At 33.2% G+C, this 22,973-nt stretch carries 29 protein-coding genes; 26 read left to right on the plus strand and 3 right to left on the minus strand.

The genetic code is table 4. The features are described 5' to 3' along the window. The first annotated feature begins 1 nt into the window (after position 1). From H6411_RS04920 to H6411_RS04970, 11 genes are all read left to right on the plus strand, one after another. Positions 2-796, plus strand: coding sequence for a hypothetical protein (locus H6411_RS04920; RefSeq protein ID WP_216083531.1), 795 nt, complete (start codon positions 2-4; stop codon positions 794-796). 3 nt (positions 797-799) lie between these two features. Then, the gene (locus tag H6411_RS04925; protein ID WP_216083532.1) at positions 800-1,591 is read left to right on the plus strand and encodes a hypothetical protein; all 792 of its coding nucleotides are present in this window, start codon (positions 800-802) and stop codon (positions 1,589-1,591) included. 2 nt (positions 1,592-1,593) lie between these two features. Further along, positions 1,594-2,448, plus strand: coding sequence for a hypothetical protein (locus H6411_RS04930; protein ID WP_216083533.1), 855 nt, complete (start codon positions 1,594-1,596; stop codon positions 2,446-2,448). A 3-nt stretch (positions 2,449-2,451) separates the two neighbouring features. Next, on the plus strand, positions 2,452-3,174 hold the full coding sequence (locus tag H6411_RS04935; protein ID WP_216083534.1) for a hypothetical protein: 723 nt from the start codon (positions 2,452-2,454) through the stop codon (positions 3,172-3,174). Between the two features lie 201 nt (positions 3,175-3,375). Then, complete coding sequence (locus H6411_RS04940) at positions 3,376-4,188, plus strand: hypothetical protein (RefSeq protein ID WP_216083535.1); 813 nt, start codon at positions 3,376-3,378, stop codon at positions 4,186-4,188. A 13-nt stretch (positions 4,189-4,201) separates the two neighbouring features. Then, a complete protein-coding gene (locus H6411_RS04945) occupies positions 4,202-5,044 on the plus strand; it encodes a hypothetical protein (RefSeq protein WP_216083536.1) in 843 nt (280 codons plus the stop codon). 162 nt (positions 5,045-5,206) lie between these two features. Continuing rightward, complete coding sequence (locus tag H6411_RS04950; protein WP_216083537.1) at positions 5,207-6,025, plus strand: hypothetical protein; 819 nt, start codon at positions 5,207-5,209, stop codon at positions 6,023-6,025. A gap of 3 nt (positions 6,026-6,028) precedes the next feature. Beyond that, positions 6,029-6,904, plus strand: coding sequence for a hypothetical protein (locus H6411_RS04955; protein ID WP_216083538.1), 876 nt, complete (start codon positions 6,029-6,031; stop codon positions 6,902-6,904). Position 6,905: 1 nt separating this feature from the next. After that, positions 6,906-7,748 carry a 14-3-3 family protein gene (locus tag H6411_RS04960; protein ID WP_216083539.1) on the plus strand — a complete coding sequence of 281 codons (843 nt, stop codon included), beginning with the start codon at positions 6,906-6,908 and terminating at the stop codon, positions 7,746-7,748. Beyond that, on the plus strand, positions 7,749-8,504 hold the full coding sequence (locus H6411_RS04965; RefSeq protein WP_216083540.1) for a hypothetical protein: 756 nt from the start codon (positions 7,749-7,751) through the stop codon (positions 8,502-8,504). Between the two features lie 112 nt (positions 8,505-8,616). Then, positions 8,617-8,916 (plus strand): hypothetical protein, encoded by a 300-nt coding sequence (locus H6411_RS04970; protein ID WP_216083541.1) that lies wholly within the window; start codon positions 8,617-8,619, stop codon positions 8,914-8,916. 28 nt (positions 8,917-8,944) lie between these two features. Here the strand turns inward: H6411_RS04970 and H6411_RS04975 are convergent, their stop codons facing one another. The 3 genes from H6411_RS04975 to H6411_RS04985 all read right to left on the minus strand — a co-directional run bounded on the left by H6411_RS04975 (position 8,945) and on the right by H6411_RS04985 (position 11,794). Continuing rightward, a complete protein-coding gene (locus H6411_RS04975; RefSeq protein WP_216083542.1) occupies positions 8,945-9,904 on the minus strand; it encodes a hypothetical protein in 960 nt (319 codons plus the stop codon). Positions 9,905-10,086: 182 nt separating this feature from the next. Beyond that, positions 10,087-11,043 carry a hypothetical protein gene (locus H6411_RS04980; protein WP_216083543.1) on the minus strand — a complete coding sequence of 319 codons (957 nt, stop codon included), beginning with the start codon at positions 11,041-11,043 and terminating at the stop codon, positions 10,087-10,089. Between the two features lie 94 nt (positions 11,044-11,137). Then, positions 11,138-11,794 carry a hypothetical protein gene (locus H6411_RS04985; RefSeq protein WP_216083544.1) on the minus strand — a complete coding sequence of 219 codons (657 nt, stop codon included), beginning with the start codon at positions 11,792-11,794 and terminating at the stop codon, positions 11,138-11,140. A gap of 301 nt (positions 11,795-12,095) precedes the next feature. Here H6411_RS04985 and H6411_RS04990 point away from each other — a divergent pair, with 301 nt between their 5' ends. The 15 genes from H6411_RS04990 to H6411_RS05060 all read left to right on the plus strand — a co-directional run bounded on the left by H6411_RS04990 (position 12,096) and on the right by H6411_RS05060 (position 22,885). Next, on the plus strand, positions 12,096-12,602 hold the full coding sequence (locus tag H6411_RS04990) for a hypothetical protein (protein WP_216083545.1): 507 nt from the start codon (positions 12,096-12,098) through the stop codon (positions 12,600-12,602). A 9-nt stretch (positions 12,603-12,611) separates the two neighbouring features. Then, positions 12,612-13,430 (plus strand): hypothetical protein, encoded by an 819-nt coding sequence (locus H6411_RS04995; protein WP_216083546.1) that lies wholly within the window; start codon positions 12,612-12,614, stop codon positions 13,428-13,430. 12 nt (positions 13,431-13,442) lie between these two features. Beyond that, a complete protein-coding gene (locus H6411_RS05000; RefSeq protein WP_216083547.1) occupies positions 13,443-13,931 on the plus strand; it encodes a hypothetical protein in 489 nt (162 codons plus the stop codon). A 3-nt stretch (positions 13,932-13,934) separates the two neighbouring features. After that, positions 13,935-14,447 (plus strand): hypothetical protein, encoded by a 513-nt coding sequence (locus H6411_RS05005; RefSeq protein WP_216083548.1) that lies wholly within the window; start codon positions 13,935-13,937, stop codon positions 14,445-14,447. Between the two features lie 9 nt (positions 14,448-14,456). Then, entirely contained in the window at positions 14,457-15,257 is an 801-nt protein-coding gene (locus H6411_RS05010; RefSeq protein ID WP_216083549.1) for a hypothetical protein, read from the plus strand. Positions 15,258-15,264: 7 nt separating this feature from the next. Next, positions 15,265-15,759 (plus strand): hypothetical protein, encoded by a 495-nt coding sequence (locus tag H6411_RS05015; RefSeq protein ID WP_216083550.1) that lies wholly within the window; start codon positions 15,265-15,267, stop codon positions 15,757-15,759. A 214-nt stretch (positions 15,760-15,973) separates the two neighbouring features. After that, positions 15,974-16,858, plus strand: a complete 885-nt coding sequence (locus H6411_RS05020; RefSeq protein ID WP_216083551.1) for a hypothetical protein — start codon at positions 15,974-15,976, stop codon at positions 16,856-16,858. A 1-nt stretch (position 16,859) separates the two neighbouring features. Further along, positions 16,860-17,651, plus strand: a complete 792-nt coding sequence (locus tag H6411_RS05025; protein WP_216083552.1) for a hypothetical protein — start codon at positions 16,860-16,862, stop codon at positions 17,649-17,651. A gap of 15 nt (positions 17,652-17,666) precedes the next feature. Beyond that, positions 17,667-18,443: a hypothetical protein gene (locus tag H6411_RS05030; RefSeq protein ID WP_216083553.1), complete on the plus strand. Its 777-nt coding sequence runs from the start codon at positions 17,667-17,669 to the stop codon at positions 18,441-18,443. An 8-nt stretch (positions 18,444-18,451) separates the two neighbouring features. Next, positions 18,452-19,318 carry a hypothetical protein gene (locus H6411_RS05035; RefSeq protein ID WP_216083554.1) on the plus strand — a complete coding sequence of 289 codons (867 nt, stop codon included), beginning with the start codon at positions 18,452-18,454 and terminating at the stop codon, positions 19,316-19,318. Between the two features lie 5 nt (positions 19,319-19,323). After that, the gene (locus H6411_RS05040; RefSeq protein WP_216083555.1) at positions 19,324-20,160 is read left to right on the plus strand and encodes a hypothetical protein; all 837 of its coding nucleotides are present in this window, start codon (positions 19,324-19,326) and stop codon (positions 20,158-20,160) included. A gap of 3 nt (positions 20,161-20,163) precedes the next feature. Then, the gene (locus H6411_RS05045) at positions 20,164-20,955 is read left to right on the plus strand and encodes a hypothetical protein (protein ID WP_216083556.1); all 792 of its coding nucleotides are present in this window, start codon (positions 20,164-20,166) and stop codon (positions 20,953-20,955) included. 165 nt (positions 20,956-21,120) lie between these two features. Continuing rightward, complete coding sequence (locus H6411_RS05050; RefSeq protein ID WP_216083557.1) at positions 21,121-21,567, plus strand: hypothetical protein; 447 nt, start codon at positions 21,121-21,123, stop codon at positions 21,565-21,567. A gap of 9 nt (positions 21,568-21,576) precedes the next feature. Next, positions 21,577-22,386, plus strand: a complete 810-nt coding sequence (locus tag H6411_RS05055; RefSeq protein ID WP_216083558.1) for a hypothetical protein — start codon at positions 21,577-21,579, stop codon at positions 22,384-22,386. Between the two features lie 319 nt (positions 22,387-22,705). Further along, entirely contained in the window at positions 22,706-22,885 is a 180-nt protein-coding gene (locus tag H6411_RS05060; RefSeq protein ID WP_216083559.1) for a hypothetical protein, read from the plus strand. Positions 22,886-22,973 lie beyond the last annotated feature (88 nt).

Consider the following 22,973-nt stretch of genomic DNA (forward strand, 5'->3'; position numbering starts at 1 on the left):
TATGTCAGTAGCAAAAGCTGCAGCAGCAGGAGCAGCCGCATTAGCGTTGGCTGCAGGGGGTTATGGAGTTAGCACTTTATTTTCCGGAGGAATGCCAGATTATGAGCCATTAACTAAATCTACTGGTAAGTATGTTTCAGAATACCAAGATTATTTTGTATCGGCAGATAAGAATGAACCTTGGTGAGAATGGGTTTATAAAAGTAGATATTTAGTTAATGGAGAGAAAGATGTTGAGGGAGACGCAAGACCAACGCCAAAAACTGCGTTTGCTTCTTTGGATAGGGGATCTGGAAATACCGATAAAGATATTCAAAAGGTTTGTAAAGATTTTTATGAGGCAGAAAATAGTAAAGTAAAAACTGGTACGGTTGCTAGCGGAGAATACGAAGAGGAAGATGCCTGAAGATATTGCACAGCTATTAAAAAGAAACCAAAAACAATTAACGAAAATAGCGGAGAAGAGAATAGTTATGGAGAAACAACATCTACTGATACTTATGGAAAAGCAAAGAAGGAAAATTTAATATCTATTACTTCAACTGATAATGCTCTTTTTTGAAAGGAACAAAATAGATTATTTTTCAAGGATAAAGGAAACAGATCTGGTTCTAAGTTTAAAAAAGACAATACTTCTTCTATATTTAGAGATCTTTGACATACAAGGAAAGGAGATATAAAAGGCGCTTGCGAAGCAGCATATAAATTATCTTCAGGCAATAGCGCCCAATCTTCACCTACAGCTAATCAAAACGATATTTTCAAATTTTGTTCTTTAAGGGGTACAGCAAGTTAATTTGTGGATCCAATTAAATCATCTGCAGCAGCCGCATTTACTTTATTTACGGCAGCTGGGGCTTGCGGAACATCTAATTTCTTGTCAATCCCTTCTGTATATATACAAACACCGATTGAAGGAAAATTTGGAAGTGATTTTCAATTTCATCTCTTAGACGCTTCAAGCGGCAAGAATGATTACTTATGAAGAAATAGATTTATTAAATACTTAAAGACTTCTAAATTAGATTTAAGCGCCAGATTTCAAGAAATAGTAACTGCTTTTAATTTTCATAAAGTGAGTTTTGAAGACTTAAAAAAATCTTGTGAAGAAGCATATACACAAAAAGTTACCAGAACAGATATTCATCCAGCAACTAAGGAAGATGATAAATCTCTTTATGAAAAGAATATTTGAACTTTTTGTTCTATACATGAATACAAGCCTCTTACTATAGAAGAACAAAGAGATGTTAGTGATAATCAATACGAAGGAAAATTAGGAGGAACTAAGAAGTCTTTATTGGTTTCTGTAAGAGAAGAAGTAAACCAAAAGTTCTGGGAAATACAGGCACAAGCTTTTTATAAACGAAAAGATAAAGATGGAAAAATTATTGATGGTTTAGGAAAGAAAGCTGAACATGCATCTAAATTTAAAGAGCTTTACAAAAAACAAGAAATTGGAGGGCAAACTGTAGAGGCTTTTAAGCAAGTTTGTGAAAATAGTTATGGAGAAGAGAGTAATGGCAATAAAGACAAGGAAGTATTGTTGTTTTGTTCTCTTCAGGGAACGCAGGAACAGAAAAGTAAGTAAATATGACTACTGCAGGTAAGGGAGCAGCAATAGTTGGAGCTTCAGCTTTAGTTATTGGAGGGAGCGGAGTAGGAGTAAAGTTTTTAATTGATGCTCAGGAACCAGTTTGATATGCGTTGTCTTCTGAGAGTGGATTTTCAACTGATTATGCCGAAAATAAAGTAGGAAAAGAATATGGAAATTATTTAGTTGGTGTTTATGGAGATAAAGATGGCCAAAAGAATAGAAACCAAAAGTGATGAGAGTGATCCTATAAGCAATTTGAGTATGATGTTAAGAATAATCCAAGCATATTAAGTTCGGAATTTTTTGATAGCGCTACAAAGAAAAGTAAAGTTTCAGGAGCTTATAAGCCTTCTAGTAGTACAGTAGCAAGTGAAAGTCTTAAAGAGTTAAATGAAGCTTGCAAGGGAGTTTACGATAAGCAAACTTCAGAATTGACTGATAACAATCTAATTCAAAATCTTTGAAAATACTGTTCTCATTTAGGAAAAAAGCCAGATTTGTTAGTTAGTGGTTCTGGTTATACGAATGGATCATTTGGCGCAAACACTAGTCATCATAATAAGGCAGTAGCAACTAAAGGATATGAAAAAGGTAGTTCTAATGATGAGTTCTGAAGATTAAGAAATGAGGAATTCTTTGGGACTGGAGAGAATTCAGGAAATATAGGAGTTACCGATGGAATCTTTAAAAAACTTTATGAAAAGAAAGAAAAGGGAGAAATAACTAGCGAAGATACAGTGAGAAAAACTTGTGAAAAAGCTTACGAAAGACAAGAATCAGCGAAAGATACCGATCCAAAAGTAGAAGACAGCGATATAAAGAAATTTTGTTATTTGACCCCAACAACTTAGTTTATGGATCCAATTAAAGCAGCAGCAGGAGCTGGAGCAGTAATTCTTGCTTCCGCAGGAGGTTATGGCATTTCTACTCTATTTGAGGGAGAACCAATCTGTATACAAAATCCTCAGGCAGATAAATTTGGCGAAGATTTTCAATTCCATTTCATGGATGCGTCTGACGACAAGAATGATGCTTGATGAAAAGATAGGTTTAATAAGAAGTATCCAAAAAATAAAACAGATGCTAGTTTGCATACGGATTTTCAAAATTTATCTGGCTATTCAGATTTAAAAGATAAGTGTAAAGCGGCATATGGCAAGTCTACTACTTCAGATGTTTCCAAGGATACAGCTGGAGATCATTATGAAAAGAACGTATGAGAATTATGTTCTATAGATGGTTCTTTACCTGCGGTTATTACAAAAACATCTGAAACAAGTAAATTATTTGGTTCTGAAAAGGCTACAAAATTAATTGACACTGAAAATGAAAAGAATAAAAAATGATGAGAAAGAAGAGCAAAACATTTTTTTAAACAAGGGAGTAAAGATGGTTATGGAAGTAAGGCAAGTGAAAATGCAGCAGGTTTTAAAAAACTTCATGATGATGGAGGAAGTGTAGATGACTTAAAAAATAAATGTCAAGATAACTATGGAACAGCTTATGACAATTCAAACATTTCCAACACAGCAAAAGAAACTCTTAGATTTTGTTCTCTAGCCGGCAAACAGACTTAGTTTTAATTGGATAGTTTAAAACAAAAATATCACAAGCAAATAATTTAGAATACAAGCAAGTATTTTTTAGTAATCTTTATAAAAAAAATCAGAACTGTTCTTCAAGAACAGAATAAGAAATTTATCTGTACTTTTTTATTAAAAAAGAAAAGTAAATTATGTTTAATTTTCTTTAAAAAATTAAGAATCTAAGTAGTTACATTGTTAAATTCTTTCAAGGGAGCTGTTGCGGTAGTTACCGGTTCTGCAGTTTTCATATGAGTTTGTTTAGGAGTATACACCCTAAAATCTCGTGATGTCTCTTTAAGAATTGTTAGGCCAAAAGCTAGAAATCGTAATAGGGTTAGTAGTAGAACTGCGAATCGTAAATTTATTAAGGAACCTATTGCTGGAACATTTGGTTTTGATTTCAAAAATCACTTTATAGATACTACTGATCCTGCTAATAAATCTTGATGAAATAAGAATTATCAAAAGTTTCTAGAAGAACAAGAGGATGATAAGAACTATAGAAAAATTAGTCATCAATTTTTAAAAGTAAAAAGTGTTGATGATTTAAAGGAAGCATGTTCAGAAGTCTATAAGAAGAAGACAAGAGAAAACATTTCTCCTATTAGTAGAAATGTAGAACAAGAAAAGTATGAGAATGATGTTTGAACTTATTGTTCTATAGAAGGAGGAGTTCCGGTAACGGTTCTTGAAAACAAAGATAGTTTTCATGGAAGAAGCAAGCTAAGTAACATATACGCATCAAGAATGATTTCTACTACTTCTCTAGAAAATAGAACATTCTGATGAAGACATGCTATTGCTTTCTATGGAGAGAATGGTTCTGGTTCTAAAGCTAGAGATGAAACAGCTGGCTTTAAGGCTCTTTATGAATCTGCTGATAAAAGACTTGACTCTCTGAGGGAATTATGTGAAATTAATTACAATCGTCTTTACAACAACGAGAATACAGATATAGCAAGAGAAACATTGATTTTCTGTTCATTGTCTGGTTCTTCTAATTAATTAAATATCTAACTTGAAAAGAGTTTATTTTGTTTCTGTAACTCTATTTTCGGGAATAGTAAGCGCTTTATTCTTAGCCTTTGCTAAGAAATTTACTTCTGAAAAAACAGATTTTCTATTTTTAGTTGATGCTGGAAATATGCCAACTCATAAAGAAATCAGTAGTTCTAAAGAAGGAACATTCGGTCATAGATTTAGATATCACTTTGTAGATGCCGAAGATAATTCAAATGATGCATGATGAAATTGAAGTTTTCAAAATAGATATTCATTTATTAGAGCTATTGAGAACTTTGGAGTTGATTCTTCTTCTGAGAAAAATAGTGTAGCTAATCCTTCTGAATTAAAGGAGCTTTGTAAGAACTTTTACTCTAGATCTTTAGATAATTCAGTATTAGATTTTTCAGAAAGAGATGCATGGGTATATTGTTCTGTGGAAGGATTTACTCCTATTACTCTGAAAGATGATTTAGATGTATATTTATGTGAAGATGGAGATGATTGTTTGCCAGATGAGAACAGTAACAAAAATAAATTATCGTCTTTAGATAAGGATTCTTTATTGATCTCTGGGAATGATGCAAATGATATTTTTTGAGAGTTGCAGACTAAAGGATTTTTTTCTTCAGAAGATGGTAAATGAGTTGGTTTAGGGCAGAAAGCTAAGGAAAGTAAAGCAGGATTTAAAGAAATTTTTGATAGAGGCAATAAAGATGGAAGTTCAAGAGATGCTTTGAAAAATAAGTGTGTAGAAAATTATGGAAAGAGAGATGACGAATTAGATAGTGAAGTTGTGAAAGAAATCTTAATGTTCTGTTCTCTTCAGAGTTCTAGTATTTCTTTAAAAAATAAATAGATCTACTTAGAGTATTTATTTAATTTTTTTGGTTTTCCTCCTTATAAAAAGCTAGGAATATTCATTTTCTTATTATTTACCTTGTCGAAGGGTTAGCAATAATGAACTTTTATGTTTTTATTTAAATAAATGAAACATATAAATTAAAAGCTAGTTTTGTTCATGGATCCAATTAAAGGAGCAGCTGCTTTAGGTGCAGGAGCAGTAGCGATAGGCGGAACGGGTTATGGAGTTTACAGTTATGCAACTCATGATCCTATGCCAACTGATTATGTTGTTCTTGCTGGTAGTGGAGATAATGTTGCAGATACTAATAAGATTGGTAATTTATACGGAAACTATTTAGTTGCTCCTTTTGGAAATTCTGGAAATAATAATCAGAAATGATGAGAATGATCTTTTAGAAGATGACAGGAGGATTCTAAGGTTAGCAACTTTCCTTTAAGTGATGATTTTTCTAAGGAGAAAGTTGTTCATGCTTATAAGACATCTGGTGAAACTGGGGATAGTAATGAAAAATCTTTAAATAAAGTATGTAAAAGTGTTTTTGATAAAGATAAGGGAGATATTGACAGAAACAATGATACGGGCAAAACAAAAGAAAAATTAAGAAATGCTTTATGAAGATATTGTTCTTTCTTTGGAGAAGAGCCAAAAACAATTCAAGAAGTAACAGGAGAAGATTATGGAAATAACACTAATGGAAAAGCTAATGAAACTAAGTATATAGGGGTTAAAGGAAATGACAAGTTCTGAGAAGCAAGAAATAAAGAGTTTTATGCAACAACAGGGACTAAATCTGGATCTAGTGCAACAGCTAATGGAGTTTTCAAAACTGAGTACGATAAGAATACAAGCAAGCAACCAGTAAAAGAAATAAGAGATATTTGCGAAGAGTCTTATGGCAAAAATCCAACTTCAGATTCATCAACATATCCAACAGACGACATAACTAAGTTTTGTACTTTAGACGGTAATTAGATTGTGGATCCAATTAAGTTATCTGCTGGAGCTTTAGGAGCTGCAGTTATAGTCGGTTCAGGCCTTGGAATAAATGCATTTGTAAATTCGTTAGAGCCTGTTTGATATTCATTATCAAAGGAATCCGATTTTTCTACTGGTTATGAAAATAAAGTCGGTAAAGATTATGGAAATTATCTAGTTGGAGCATATGGAGATGAAGGAGAGAACAAAGATAGAAATAAATGATGATGAGATTGATCTTATAAGAACTATCAATATGATTTGCAGAATTCTCCCAGTGATTTAAGTCAGGAGTTTTTTCATGATGGAAGCAGTAAGGTGTCTTCAGCATATAAATCTTCTAGCGATAAAACTACTGATTCGTCCCCAAAAGCTTTAAATGAGGTTTGTGATGGTATTTATAAAGGAAAAACTAAAACAGAAGCAGATCCAGATACTGATGTAAATTCCGAAAAGAGCAAGCTAAGCAGAAATCTATGAAGGTATTGTTCTCATTTAGGAACTAGACCTGTATTAATAAGCGGTGATGTTTATGGCAATAATACATTTGGTAAAAAGGCAGATCACCATAATAAAGCAGTAGCAACAAAAGATTACAAGAATACAGATTCTAATGATGAGTTTTGGAGATTAAGGAACGATGAATTTTTTGGATCTAAAGACGAAGATGGAGTAGGAAAAAAAGCTACAGATGATGGAATTTTCAAAACTCTTTATGGAAAGAAAAAGGCGGGAACAATAACTAGCGAAGACACAGTTAAGAAAGCTTGTGAAAAAGCTTACGAAAGGAAAGAATCAGAAAAAGATACTGTTCCAAAAATTAATGATGAATATATTAAAAAATTTTGTTATTTAGTTCCAGATTCAAATAATTAATATGTCAATAGAAAAAGTTGCAGCAGGAGGAGCAGCTGCGTTAGCTTTAGCTGCCGGAGGTTATGGAGTTAGCACTCTATTTACTGGAGGAATGCCTCCTTATGAAACATTAAGTTCTACAGTTGAAAATTCTCCACTTAAAGACTACAAACATTATTTTGTTGACACTTCAAAAGACGGGAATGATGATTGATGAGATTGGGTTTATACAAATATTTATTTGAAAGATGTTAAGGGAAGCAATAATGAAAATAAGCCGGTTACAAAATTTAAAGATTTGAAGAGAAAGTCTGAAGATGAAAATAAAAGTCTAAAGAAAGTATGTAAAGATGCTTATGATGTTACTGATAACGCTAATATTTCTTCTACAAAACCAGGAGATTCGGATAATGGCAAATTCTACGAAAGAGATGTATGAAGGTATTGTTCAGAAGTATTAGGTTCAAAGCCTAAGTTTATTTCTGCAGCTACTCAGATACAGACGCCAGAGGACTCAAATAAGAAAGCTGAAAATACTTTGTATTCCGGAACTTCAAAGTATGGAGAGAAATACAAAGAAAAATTAGTTTCTATTTATGAACCTTCAAATAAAGAATTTTGAGATTTAAAAAATCAAGAGTTTTTTGGTTGAAGTAAGAAAAAAGGAGATAAAGTGGATGGTTCTTCAGCAACAGGGACTTTGTTTAGAGATTTACATAATAAGAAGGATAAGAGCGTAAAAGAGGTTTGTTTGGAAGCATATAAGAAAGATGAGGATGGTTCGATTGCTCCAAAAGCAGATGTTTTTAAGTTTTGTTCTTTAAGCGGTGTTGATTCAACAACAGTAGTAGGAGCAGCAGGATAGATGGATCCAACTAAATTAGCTGTAGGAGCTGGGGCGACTGTGTTAGCAGTTGGTGGTAGTTATGGAATTTATTCTCTAGCATTTTCTAAAGAGCCAAAGTTTATAGTTTCTCCGACAGATGGTAAGTTTGGTTGAGATTTTAGACATCATTTTGTAGACGCTTCAGATGATGAGAATAACGTTTGATGAGAGAATGCTTTTAAAAATAGATATCCAAAAACACCTACAGATCAAGAGTTAGATACTGTTTTTCATAATATTTCTAGTTTTTCGGGTTTAAAGAGCAAATGCAAAGAGGCATACGAAAAAATTACTAAGACAGAAGTTTCTAAGGATTCCGGAAACGAAAAATATGAAAAGAATGTTTGAGAGCTTTGTTCTATTGATGGTGTATTTCCGGTAGCTATTTCTGTTTCAAATATGCCAGAAGATAAAGCTTATAAGGATGAATCGAATAGTACATCGAAAATTGCGGGTGCTAAAAAATCAAAATTAATTTCTGTGAAAGATCCAAAAAATGCTAAGTTCTGAAGAAGACAAGCTGAGTATTTTGCCGACAAAACTAATGGTTTAGGAAAACATGCTTCTGATAGTGGTGCTGGTTTTAAGGCTATCTTAGATTCAAATGATGGTTTAGAAGCCAAATTGAAGAATAAATGCCATGAGAATTATGCAGGAGATTACAACTCTTCTAGCATGACAGCCAAAACAAAAGAAACTTTAAGATTTTGCTCTTTACAGGGGAAACCAGACTAATTCAAAAACTTTTATTTTCAACTTATAAATCTAAGTTATTTAGAGGCTAAGTAGGTATTTGTTATATTTTTTTGTGAGATTGTTGTAGTTTTAAAAAATCGGAACGGGATATATGAATACATTCAATACTTGTCTTGTTGGAATAGTAGGAACTGCGGTTGGTGTGGCCGGAGGTTATTCTATATTTAAGGCAAGTTCTTCAAAGGAGGAATCTTTATCTGGAGAATCTTTAAAAATGGTTTCAACAATTGATAAGTTAAACGCAAAAAAAGAGGAGTGATACTTATTGAGAGATACAACTGAAGATGAACGAGCGGAAGGAAGTTTAAAGGATCAGGATACCTGTGTGGTTATGGCAAAAGTGTCTGATGATTGATATAAGTGCCCTGAATATAAAGAATTCAATTCTTAATTAAGTTAACAATTTTTATTCTTTGGATTTATTTTTGCACCTGTCCTAATTTATTTTTTAGCCCTTCTAGGGCTGTTTCTAGAGCTTGTATTGCTGCCTCTGAATTGTTTCCTAGTTTAGATTTAAGATTTTCTTTTTTTGCTTTGATAGCGTTCGTTAAAGTTTCAACTTCCTTTTTTAGATTTTCAGCATAATCTTTTCCCAGTAACAATACTTTCATTAATTCCTCTGGATTATCTTTGTATTTTTCTTTTTCGTTTTTAATTTGATCCGCATTTCCTTTTACTTTTTTTTCAAATTCAGCAATATCGTTATCTTTTAGATTTTTAAGAACATTTATTGCAGTATCTATTTGTTCTTGATTTATTTGGCCTATAGTTTCAGGAAGCGTAGATGCCATACCTGAGACAGCAGAAGATAAATCATTAAATCCAGAATCTTTGATTATCTTTTCTATCTTCTGAATACTTATTAAACCTTCTGAGTTTTCTGGATTTAAAGCCTGTTTCATTGTGTCTGCAAGTATTGTTTTTATGTGTGGAAGTACTTCTAGAACAATATTTCCTATTTCGAATATGTAATAGTTAACTTCTTCTATAAGACTAGAGTTTTTTGAAATAGTTGTTGGAGCGGCTTTAATACCTTTAACCGCTGCTTCTTCTCATGTTTTTAGTGTTGAAAATAACGGATTACTAGTAGAAAAAGTGTCTTTTTCTATTTTTTCATGCCAACTTCCGTATGCTTGGAATATTTTGCTTCCTCCATCTATTATTTCTCCTTTTAAAAAATTAGGTATTGTTTTTGTAAATGTTTCTTGAATTGGCTTCATAGCTTCTTTAATTTCATTTTTTGAAGCTTCATTTTTATTCTGTCAAGTGGCAACTGCTGCAGATACAGATGAAACCCCTAGAAGCCCAATTGAAAAACCGGTCTTTAGAGTAGTACTAAATGTCCCTATAGAAGCGGGAAGTATCAGTAGTTGTGACATGATTCATCAGTTGAAAGTCGAAGTTTCGGTGCTTTTAACTGATGAGTTGCAAAAAAAATAATTTCTTGAATTTTGAGAAAATTATCCTCAATCAGATCTTGAATAACTTGTCTTATTAGCGCTTTGGACTACTCTGTGTTAGATAATTTTTCGTTTTGGTTTGAAGGAAGCAACAATTTTTATTACTCTTCGAGTACGGCTGCAAAACTAGGAAGAGCATTTTCTAATTGTTGCAAGACTGCTTCAAAGTCTTTAATTTTGAATCCGTTTTGCTGTATCAAATTTTCAATATTTTCTTTCATTTTCCCTATTTTTTCTTTAAGTTCGGCAACTTGTTTTTTCATTTCTTTTCAGCCTTGCCCTAAAAATAAATCTTTCAATAGTTCTTGAGTTTGTTGTGCTGTATATTCTTTTTTATTAACTTCTTTGGCATTATTAACAAGATTACTAAATCCATTTTTTATTCCGCTTTCATCTCTCTGAGCTAAATGTTTGAAAGCATTTATTATTGCTTTTCCATCTTGATAAGTGAAGTTGTCTAATACTTTTCCGTGTATAGACATAACATTTTTTATGGATTGAAAGAAATTCATTGCTTTATCATTAGTTACTAGTTTTTTTATTTCTTCATAACCAAATAGAACTTTTCCGTTTGAAGATTCATTTCCTTTAGCTTCGGAAATTATTGAATCTCTTGCTATAAGAGGAATATTTCTTATAACGGCTTTTATTATTCCGCCTAGTTGGAATAAGTAGTAATTTACCTCTTCAATTATTCCACTCTTAAAAGCTCCATGTATTGTCGTTCCAACACTTTTAATTCCCGGAGCTCATTCTTTAAATTTGTCAGAAAGTTTTTTTAGGTTTTCTTTTTCCAGACTGCTTTTTATTTCTTCTCCAAATCAGTTTTTGTATTGGCTATAAATCCCTTGACCTACTTCTGTAAAAGCTCCTGAAATAGTGCTATTAAAAAACTCTTTTACTGGTTGATTTATTGCTTCTATCTCTTTAATTTTTTCTTTAGTTGGAGATTGAAAAGAAAAAACAGTAGCGGCAGAAGATACTAACAGCAGACTCGCAGCGAAGCCTATCTTTCCGCCATAACCTATAACTGGACTTGTAAGTAGTAATTGTTGCACAGGTATTTATACACATTCGCCTAAATACCTGTATTTATGAGGGTTTGTTTAGAGTTTCTGTTTTGAATTGAACGCTATCAGAGTGTATTTTCTCTTATTCTTCTTTTTTCTCTAGTTTTATTTCGGCGACTTTTTTAAGAAGCGCTTTAAGCTCTTGAATATCTCTATCTAAAGGTTCTAATGTAGATAGTGTTGATAAGCTTTTGCTAGTTCAATTTGGAGAATCTTTTGTCATCTTTTTAATTTTGTTTATCAATGCCGGTATTACATCTTCGCCATTTTCAACTCCATAAATTATTCCTTCTTGGTTGCTGGTTGTAGTTGTATTCTCTTCGTCTTCGGTTTCTTTATCTTGTTCTTTGTTTTCTTCCGTCTTAGGCTTTTGCTCTTCTGATTCTTTGGAATTTTCTTCTTCTTTTGTTTCTTTTTCCTCGCTCTCAGAATTTTCTTCGTCTTCACTTGCTTCTTCTGAAGAGTCCGAACTTCCTTCTTTTTTAGATAATGCATTATTTCCTTCTTGGGGCTGACCAGACTCTGGCTGCTCTTCCTCTGATTCAGATGATTCTTCTGCCTCAGGAAGAACAGGTTCAATATCCTGTTCCTCTACTTTTGGAATTGTTGATGGCTCAATTAATGAGTTAAGTAATACTGTTTTGTACTTATTTATTAGGTAAATAGTTATAGATATTGGTATAGAAGCAGCCGCTGTCCCTAAATAAGTTAGAGCTCTTTTTCGTCCGATTTGAAGCATATCCTGGGGATTTTACAAATTCAGTAAAAGCGCCCTGTTTATGCTGTATTTAACTTACTAACTTTATAAAGGGGATAACTATTAGACATGTAAGTATTCTTTAGAAAAGGATTGTTTATTTGTGGTATGGATCAAAAACAGTTTTTATAAATATCTTCCTGAGAAATTTACATATGAAGTCAATTCCATTTATGTCAAAAAATTTGCTTTCAGTTTAAGCACATCAAAGTTCTTATAGTTAAAAAATGTTTTTATAAAGAAAAAAATCGGATACTAATTTATCTAACAAAGAAATTAAATTATGACACCTCAAGCAGCTGCAGGGATAGGAGCAGGAGCTGTTTTAGCTGGAGGAACTGGAATTGGAGCTTACATGATAGCTACCAGTTCCTCTAATCCAGTGACTTTAGAAGAGTATTTGAAACGGGAAGATTTAAAAGAAAACAATAAGACACAATATACAGGAACAACAAAGTTAGGTTCAGAAGAGGAAAATAGAAAATTATTAGTTGCAGATGTTAAGGAAAATGAAAGTTGATGAAATGATAGATTCAAGAAATATAAACCAGAGAATTCTGGGAAACTTGATGTGGCTGAATCAGATGAATTTAAAGGGGTAACAAAAGGTTATGGAGCCGAAGCTACCACTGCTTTAAATAAAGTTTGTGATGCTGCATATCAGAAAGATAAAGCTTCTTTCAAAGATACCGGGAATACTGTAAATTCTGATTCAACTCAATCTAAGTCTAAAAGAGATGTAGAGAAGTTTTGCACTCTAAAAGGTACAGGAAGTTTAAAAGTAACTTAGAAAATACTTATGTTGCCAGCAGCTAAAGGAGGAATAGCTCTTGTTGTAGTTGCTTCTTCTGTAACAGGAGGATATTTTCTTTTTAATCCTGGAACGAAGGAGAAAAAACACGTTTCTGTTCTTTCTTCTTTGCATAATTTACAGTCAACTTACGGATCTGGAAAGTTCGGAAATACATATTCAATATATATGGTTGATCCTAATAATGAGAAGAATGAGTGATGATGAAAGGAAGTTTATGCAGATTTCAAATCTTTTTCAGAAGGTTCTAGCAATGGTGGTAAATTAAGTGAAGAGTTTAAGAATACAACAGAAAAAATTAAAAGCGCTTATTCAAAAACCAAAGCTGGAGAGGGAAGTAAGGCTTTAAATCAGGTTTGCGAAGTTGCTTTTAAGGATGCAAAAAATAATTGAGGAAGTAAAACGAATTATGAAGATAATGTTTGAACATATTGTTCAATATTAAGATCTCATCCGAAAGTAATACCTTCTTCAGATACTATTTATAACAACCAAAAAGGTTCTTCACATAAAGATAAAGCTGTTTCTGTCTTAGATACAGATAAAGAAGCAAATAAGTCATTTTGAGATTTAAGAAATAAGGAATTTTTTGGAGAAGTTACTTCTAAATCAGTAGGTAGTTCTGGTCAAATAAGTATTTTTAAAGATTTATTTAAAAAGGACAAAAAGACAAGAACTGCAAATGACAATATTAAGAAAGCGTGTGAAGACGCTTATAAACTTGCAACTTCAGAAAATGATCAGGCTACGGATGTAGATATTAAAAAGTTCTGTTATTTAATTCCTGAGATAGCGACAGCTAGTTAATTTAAGTAATTTATGACACCTCAAGCGGCTGCAGGGATAGGAGCAGGAGCTGTTCTAGCAGGAGGGACTGGTATAGGAGCCTATATGATAGCAACCAGTTCTTCTAACCCCATTACTTTAGAGGAAGCAATTAAGAATGAAGGGGTTGATAAATCTACTTATGAAAACACTTCTAATTTATCTGGTTTTGGAGATAATAAAAAAGAATTGGTTGCAGATTTAGAGAAAAATAGGTCTTGATGAGATAGCAGATATAAGGAAAATAAGAACGGAGAGGAATCTAAACTTAAGGACGCAAAGTCTGGAGCCTTTCAGGCAGTAACAAGTGGTTATGGTTCTGAAGCAGCAACAGCATTAAACAAGGTTTGTGATACTCATTATAAGAAGCCAAAGACTGAATTTGAAGGGGATTCTGAAGGCACTAAAACTAAAGCAGATCTTAAGTTAGATGTAGAAAAATTCTGCACTGTATCAGGTACGAAAGTTTTGAGTTTGAGCTAATTTATGACACCACAAGCGGCCGGAGCAATAGCGGCAGGCGCTGTTGTAGCAGGAGGAACAGGTGTTGGTGCTTATATGTTGGCTACAAGTTCCGCTCATCCAACCACCTTAGAGGAGTATTTGAATCAGAAAGGTTTGCAAGAAGAAAATAAGACGAAATATACAACAACAGGGAAGTTAGGTTCAGAAGTTAGCAATCAAAAACTGTTAGTTGCTGACGTAGAAGTCAATATGGACTGGTGAAATAAGAGATATGCGGATATGAAAGAGCAGGGAAACTCAAGTGTTAAGCTTAGGGATGCTGAGTCACAAGAATTTAAAGCAGTAACAAAAGGTTACGGGACTACAAACGATGATTCTACAAAAGCTTTAAATAGAGTTTGTGATTCTGTTTACCAAAAAAATAAGACAGATTTTACTGGAGATACCGGAGAAACTCGTACAAAAGCAAATCTAAAAGCAGATGTGGAGAAGTTTTGTACTTTGAAGGGAGAAGGCAACCTAAAAGTAGATTAGAAAATACTTATGTCATTAGCAGCTAAAGGAGGAATAGCTCTTGTAGTGGTTGCTTCTTCTGTGACAGGAGGATATTTTCTTTTTAATCCCGGAACGAAGGAAACAAAACATGTTTCTGTTCTTTCTTCTTTGTCTAATTTAAATTTAGCTTACGAATCTGGAAAGTTTGGAAATGATTATTCGAAATATATGGTTGATCCCAATAATCCAGATAATGAATGATGATGAGAGAAGGTGTATGCCGATTTTGTTAAAGATGTAGGCAATTCTGACAAGAGCAGTAAATTAAGTACGGAGTTTAATAATGTTTCTACTATAGATAAGGCATATGCGAAATCAACAGATAACAATAGCAATAAAGCTTTAAATCAAGTTTGCGACGCCGCTTTTAAAGACGAGGAGAGTAAATGAACTAGCAAAAATTATTATGTAGAAAATGTTTGAACTTATTGTTCTATATTTAATAAGAAATATATTTTTGTCAATTCTTCTAGTTACACGAATAAGTTAGGAGGAGATGCGCAGCATAAAAATAAGGCTTTATCAACTAATAATTCAGATAACCAGTCACTTTGAGATTTAAGAAACAAAGAATTTCTTGGAGAGGGGGATAAGGCCGGAACTGGAGCTACTTCTTCTGAAGGTTCTGTTTTTAGTGAATTCTATGCTAAGAGGTTGATTTCTCCAAACAGCGACTCCATAAAACAAACTTGTCAGGAGGCTTATGGTATTTTGGCAACTAATAGTGGCACTCCTCCTAAAGCTACACATGAGGATATTAAAAAATTCTGTTATCTAATTCCAGAGTAAAAACTTTATGACACCACAAGTAGCTGGGGCAATAGCAGCAGGCGCTGTTGTAGCAGGAGGAACCGGGATTGGAGCTTATATGTTGACTAACAATTCTTCTTATCCTATAACTTTAGAAGTGTTTTTGCAGGGAAAGGAAATATCAGATGACAATAAGACAAATTACACAGGAGAAGGAAAATTAGGTTCAGAAGTTCAAAATAGGAAATTGTTAGTTGCTGGTGTAGAAGAAAACAAAGATTGATGGAATAAGAGATATGAAAAAAGTAAAGAGAAATCAGGGGCGAAACTTGATGGAGCAAAATCTGCTGCTTTTAAGACGGTAACAAGTGGATATGGAACCGATGAACATACATCTTTGAATAAAGTTTGCAATTCCCATTATAAGAAGTCAAAAGAGGATTTTAAGGGAGATGAGGCAAACGCAACTTTAAAAGCAGATTTGAAATTAGATGTTGAAAAATTCTGTACTCTGAACGGGAATGGATCTTTGATAGTCTAATTTGAGGCGATAAATTTTTGATACTAATTAATAAATCAATCTAAAAAACGTTTCATAGAAGTACATGGATCGATTACTCTTCTGGCAAAAATCTTTTCTTTCTAGAAAAAAACAAAAATCAAATACTTTGTGTTGATTAAATATTGTTTTTTAGCAACAAAATTAGGTATGAGAAATGGATTATGTTTATAAGTTGCCAATTCAAAATTAACTAATGGATCCAATTAAATTAGCTGTAGGCACTGGAGCGGCTATATTGGTAGCAAGTGGCGGTTATGGAGTAAGCGCTCTACTTTCTGGAGGAATGCCTTCTTTTAAAATTTTGAAGGATGATCCGAAATTTGCAAGTGATTATTCTGGAGAAAGTAAAGTAGGGAAAGTATATGGTTATTTTTTAGTTGCTCCTTATGGTTCTAGGGGTAATGCAGATAATTCAAATCAGCAAGAATCTAATAACGAAGACTGATGAAAATGATCTTACGCGAGGTGAAAGGCAGATTTTAAAGATAAAGCGAAGAAAGATAATTTGAGTAATGAATTTAAAGATGATAACAAGGTAGGTTCAGCTTTCTCTATTGCTGCTGCAACAACTGTCGCTAAACCTTTAAATCAAGTTTGTGAGGATGTTTATAAGAACAAGAATAAAGACGACGTGAAACCCGAAACAAATGCAAATTCTGACAAGAGTAAATTGAGTAGAGATATGTGAAAGTATTGTTCTTCTTTAGGAACATTACCTGAATTTCTGAAAGGCACTGGTTATGGTAGCGGAACTTTTGGAGTAGAGCAAACTCATAAAGATAAAGCAGTAGCAACTAAAGGATATGGGAAAAGTAGCTCTAATGATGAGTTTTGAAGATTAAGAAATGATGAGTTTTTTGGGTCTAATGGCAAAGAGGGAACAGGAAAAGATGCAACAGAAACTGGAATTTTTAAAACTCTTTACGATAAGAAAAGAGCAAATCAAATAACTGATAATGATACAGTAAAAAATACTTGTGAGCAAATTTATTCTAGGCAGGCAAATAGTAAAGAAAGCGTTCCAAAAATTAAAGATGAGTACATTAAAAAGTTTTGTTATTTAACTCCAGAATCATAGTATGTCATTAGCAAAAGCTGCAGCAGCAGGAGCAGCTGGATTAACTTTGGCTGCCGGAGGTTATGGAGTAAGTACTCTATTTTCTGGAGGAATGCCAGATTATGATGCTTTAGCTACTTCTACAGGTAAATATGTTTCAGACTATAAAGATTATTTTGTAGATGCTACTAAGAATGTTTCTTGGTGAGATTGGGTTTACAAGAATAGATATTTAGTTGATAAAGATGGAAAGGATACTGATGGAGAAAAAAGACCTGAACCGAAAACAGCATTTACTTCCATAAAAAATGGTTCTGGGGATACTGCTGATAGCATTCAAAAGGTTTGTTCGAATGTTTATTCTGCTGCGCAAGATAAGGTAAAAGCCGGTGCATCTGGAGATGGCGAATTTGAAGAAGCAGATGTGTGAAGGTATTGTACTGCTGTTAAGAAAAAGCCAAAAACTATCGAAAACAATGCTGACGAAGCGGATTTATACAAGGATGGAGAAAGTGCTGATACTTATGGTGTATCTAAAAAAGCAAATTTAATATCTATTACTTCAGAAGATAACGCTCATTTTTGAAAAGAACAGACTAGATTATTTTTTAGATCAGAAGGAGAAAGATTTGGAGCTAATTTTGAAAACGATAGAACCTCTATTTTTGGTAAGTTTTGACACAGCAAAAAAGGAAATATAAAAGATAAATGCAAAGAAGCATATATTTTAAAAACTGCCGACAGCACTCAATCTCCTCCAACAGCCACTAAAGAAGATATTTTTAAATTCTGTTCTTTGAAGGGTTCAGAGTAGATTTAGTTATTAAATATGTCAGCGGCAGTTAAAGGAGCAGCAGCTTTAGGAGCTACAGCTGTAGTTATAGGAGGAACAGGTGTTGGGGCTAAATTTTTGTTAGATGCGCAAGAGCCTAATGCAATAACTTTGACTAATATTGATGCAAATAAGTATGCAACAGATTACAAAAGATATTTTGTTGACGATGTTAATACGAGCAACAATAAGTGATGAGATTGAGTTTTTAAGAATAGATATGAGTTTGATAAGAACGATAGTTCAGATAAGAGACACACTTTCTTAGATAAATTTAAGGATTTGACTAGTGGTTCTGGAAATGCAAAATCTTTGAAAAAAGTATGCGGAGCTGTCTATAAAGAAGTAACTTCTAATGTAGTAGATAAGAGTTCGGCAACTAGCGAAAGCAATAAATATTCAGAACAGGATGTCTGAAGATATTGTTCTGTATTTGGAAACAAACCGAAAACAATTCAGGAAGCAAACACTAATAACGCTATTGCTGCTGGTAAATATGGAAAGGACAAAGAAACATCATTAATTGACGTAGATAGTCCAGAAAATAATCTTTTCTGAGAAAAACAAGAAAAAGATTTTTTTGGAGATTCGGGCTTAGGAGTAGCGGCACAAGGGAGCTCAATTTTTAAAACACTTCATACAAAAACTAATCGAGGAAAGAAAGATACTGTAAAAGAAACATGCCGAGAGGCATATCAAAAAGATAAAACGCAAGATGCTAGTGCATTTCCAGAAGCAGATGTTCTTAAGTTTTGTTCTTTAAAGGGCAAATAAATTAATTCATGGATCCAATTAAATTGTCTGCAGCCGCTTTAGGTGCATTGATTATTGGAGGAACAGGAATTGGACTTCATTTCTTTGTTGATTCAATGGAACCTGTTTGATATGCTTTGTCTTATGAATCTAATTCATCTTCAACGTATGACAAAAAAGTAGGAAAAGATTATGGGAATTATTTAGTTGGAGTATATGGAGATACTAAAGATATAAAAGATAGGAATAAGAAATGATGAGAATGATCTCATAAGCAGTTTGAATATGACCTTAAAAATGATCGAGGCAGTTTAAGTTCCGAGTTTTTTGATAATTCACAAAACAAAAGTAAAGTTTCTGGAGCTTATAAGTCTTCTAGTCAAAAGACAATTGGAGATTCTCCAAAAGCTTTAAACGAAGTTTGTGATGGTATTTATAAAGGAAAGACTAAAGATGAAGTAGAGCAAACAAGTACTAACAACACAAATCTAAGCAAGAACTTATGAAAATATTGTTCTCATTTAAGAACAAGGCCTGTTTTGTTAAATAATGAAGGTTACGAAGATGAAACTATTGGAAAGGACGCCACCCACAAAGATGAAGCTGTAGCAACTAAGGGATATGACAGTAATAGTTCTAATGAAAAGTTTTGAAGATTAAGAAATGATGAATTTTTTGGATCTAAAGGCAAAGAAGGAACAGGGAGAGAAGCAATAGAAGATGGAATTTTTAAAACTCTTTATGACAAGAAAAATAAGTACAGAACAAGCAAAGATACTATAAAAGATGTTTGCGAGCAAGTTTATTCTAGAAAAACTGCAGAAAAAGATACCGCCCTAAAAATTAAAGATGAATATATTAAAAAATTCTGTTATCTAGTTCCAAATTCAAACTAATAAATATGTCAATAGCAAAAGCCGCAGCAGGAGGTACAACTGCATTAGCTTTAGCTGCTGGAGGTTATGGAGTTAGTGCTTTGTTTACTGAAGGTATGCCAGAATATGAGGTTTTAAGCACACTTGGCAATAATTCTCCTATCAAGGATTACAAACATTATTTCATTGATACAGAAAAACCAGAAAATGCCGCATGATGAGATTGGGTTTATGCGAATGTTTATTCTTTAGACGTTAAGGGAAGTGAAGCTGGTAGACCAACTTCAAAGTTTCAGAATTTGAAGAAGGCTTCTGAAAATGCGAATAACAATTTGAAGAAAGTATGTAAGGACGCTTATGATGTCACTGATAAATCTAATATAGTTTCAGAAAAATCATCGAGCAGCAACACTAAATTTTATGAAAGAGATATCTGAAGATACTGTTCAGAAATATTAGGATCTAAACCTAAATTCATTTCTGGAGCTACTAAGATAAGAGATTCTTCAGACTCAGCAGAAAAAGCTGAAGATACTCTGTATTCTTCTGAAAATAGTTACGGAAAGAAATATAAAGATAATTTAGTTTCTATTTATGAACCCTCCAATAAATCTTTTTGAGATTTAAAAAACAAAGAGTTTTTCGGAAAAAGCAAGAAGAAAAATTGAACAAATGTTGGTTCTTCAGCAACAGGAACTTTATTTGCGAATTTGTATAAACAGAAAGATAAGAGTGTAAAAGATGTGTGTTTAGAAGCGTATTCGAAGGATATAACTACCGGAGTTAGTGAGGCTTCTGAAACAGATGTTTTTAAATTTTGTTCTTTAAGCGGGTCTAAACAAGCTTCAGGAGTAGGAGGGTAAATTATGGATCCAACTAAATTAGCTGTAGGAGCTGGAGCTACTGTGTTAGCAGTTGGTGGTAGTTATGGAATTTCTGCCCTATTCAAAAATATACCTCCTATGCCCGATGAACATACTACTGTCTCTGAAAATACAAGCAATTTTTCTTCTACTTATACTTCCCCTAAGTTCGGTCATGCATATGGAAAATATTTAGTAGATCCAACTAAGAATCAAAAGTGATGAGAATGAAGTTTTAATTATCTGTTGTCTAAAGCTGAATCTTTAAGTAGTGAGTTTCAGAAAGTAAAGAATGCATATAGTTCTGATAGTAACAGTGATGCCCATTTAAATAAAGTTTGTGAGACAGCATTTAAATTAGATAAGACAGATTTAGAGGTTGATAATAAGTCTCAATATTTAGATAACGTTTGAAGATTTTGCTCTTTGGCACTTAATAAGCCAGTAACTATAGAGAAGTCTCAGGATAAAGATTCTTATTCATCTCCTGCATCACCAGAAAAGATAGGGCATAAGCATAAGTCAACTCTTATTTCAATTAAAAACCCAGATAACGACAGATTTTGAGAATTAAGAGATAAAGAATTTTTTGAAGCTACTGGAGCTAAGTCTGGCTCTCAAGCAGAAGAAAATTCATTTTTTAAGAAATTTTATGAAACTAATCACACAAAGAAAGAAAATAGACCTTCTTTAAAAAGTAAGTGTCAAGCAGCTTATGAGCAAGAAGATAATGACTCAACTTCAACAGAAACTCAAGCTAAAACTTCAGAAGTAACTAAGTTTTGCGCTTTATAGATATATTTCCTTAATTTAATAAGTTATTCATTCTTAATTGCGGTTTGCAAATTTAAGCATCTTTTCTTTTACAAACTCTAGTAATTTAGAGGTTAAACAGGTATTTGTTATAGTGTTTTGACCAAGCTAATTTTCTAAGGCTTGCAAAAGTTACTTGTTTAGATCATGAATACAGCAGTGGCCGCAGGAGTTGTGGTTTCATCTGTTGCTGTTGTTGCAACAGCATATGGTGTTTCAGAATACGTTAGAAGACCTTTGACGATTAAGCAGTCTAGAGATAGGGGATATCCTGAGAAAAAAGATAATGAAGATAATTATGGCGAAAATTCTTTGGGCGAGGAGTACAAAGATTATTTAGCGGGGGCTGCCGATGGAGTTAACGATTCTTGATGGGATCGAAAGCAAGAATGATTTTTTTCATTAGAGGGTGGAGATACTCCTAAGGAGACTGGTTTGGGGTTTAAGACCCTGTATGGTGAAAAAGAAAGCAAGAAAGACAATAAAGGAGAGTTGAAAAGTTTTTGCAAGGCAGAATATGCGAAAACTGTTTCTGAAACTGAAAAAAAAGAAGTATTCAAGTATTGTTCTGATGGATATGAAGTTCCAAAGTAATAGGTAGTTATGGTTTCAACTAAGATAGCTGCAGTGTTAGGCGGAGGAGCTGTCTTTTTGGCAGTTGTTGGTTATGGAATGAGTGTTTTGTTTAGCGGAATAATGCCTGATTTTGCAACTTTAGAGGATCAGGGGGTAACTATTTACGATAATGGCAATAAATATGTTAAAGGTTTCAAATCATTTTTTATAGATGGTTCTTTTGATGGCAATCAGAAATGATGAGATTGATCTTATAACAATAGATGACTAAAGGATAATTCTGATAGTTTAAAACAAAAGGCAAAAAGTAAATTTCAAGGAGTTACGGGAGGGTATAAGGATAAGGACGGAAATGAAACTAATTCTTTAAGAAAGAAATGCAAGGATGCCTATGATGCAACTTCTAGTGATGTTGAAGATAGCGCAAAAGAAGATTCAAAGTTTGAAACAAAAGATATCTGAAGGTATTGTTCTATAGGAGGAGTTAAGCCAGTATTGGCTTCTGGCTATGATACTGCTAGATTTGGAGGCAAGGAAGAATGAAAAGGTAAGTTGGTGTCAGTAAAAAACGAGGATAAAGAGTCAAACGATTGATTCTGAGAAATAAGAGAAAGAGAGTTTAGATACGGAGTAAAAATCAAGAGTCAGTTGAATTCGGAACCTAGAGGTATATCGTCTGAAGAGGGAAAGGCATTCAGAGATTTATATAAAAAGACAAAATCTGGAACAGTTAAGGGACTATGTAAAGAGATTTATGAAGAATTGGAAAGCAGTAGAGACGCGAAAAAGATAGATGAAAAAGACATTAAAAAATTCTGTTTTTTAATTCCTGAATAAAATTTTATGACATAACGAGCTGCAGGAGGAATAGTCGCTGGAGCAGTTTTAGTAGGAGGGACAGGGATTGGACTTTATGTGCTTTTAAATAGTTCTTTTAGCCCAGTTACTCTAAAGGAAGTGTTAAGAAATATGTCATCAGGTGAAAAAATTGGATATACCAAAGCAGAAGAATTGGGTTCAGGAGAAGGAAATCAACAAATTCTGGTTGCTGATGTAGGGGGAAAATAAAGATTGATGAAATGCTAGGCATAAAAATAATGTAGTTTCAGATTCAGATTCAAAGTTAAAAGGCGCAGAATCTGGCGATTTTGCACAAGTGACAAAGGGGTATAGTAGCGAGAGCAGCGATGAAACTACAGCTTTAAATAAAGTTTGTGATTCAAATTACAAGAAATCAAAAACAGAGTTTTCTGGAGATGATGCAAAGGCAACTTTAAAGGCAGAAGTAGAGAGGTTTTGTACTTTAGACGGTAAGGGCTCTTTAAAGGTAGATTAGTTGCAAATTTTGATTTTAAAAAGCCATTTTTGATTTCCCAGACGGGCATTTTCTATCTAATATGTTTGTTTTTCCGTAAAAGTAAAAT

This window comes from Candidatus Mycoplasma haematohominis (assembly GCF_902712995.1).
Lineage (GTDB): Bacteria > Bacillota_I > Bacilli_A > Mycoplasmatales > Mycoplasmoidaceae > Eperythrozoon_B > Eperythrozoon_B haematohominis.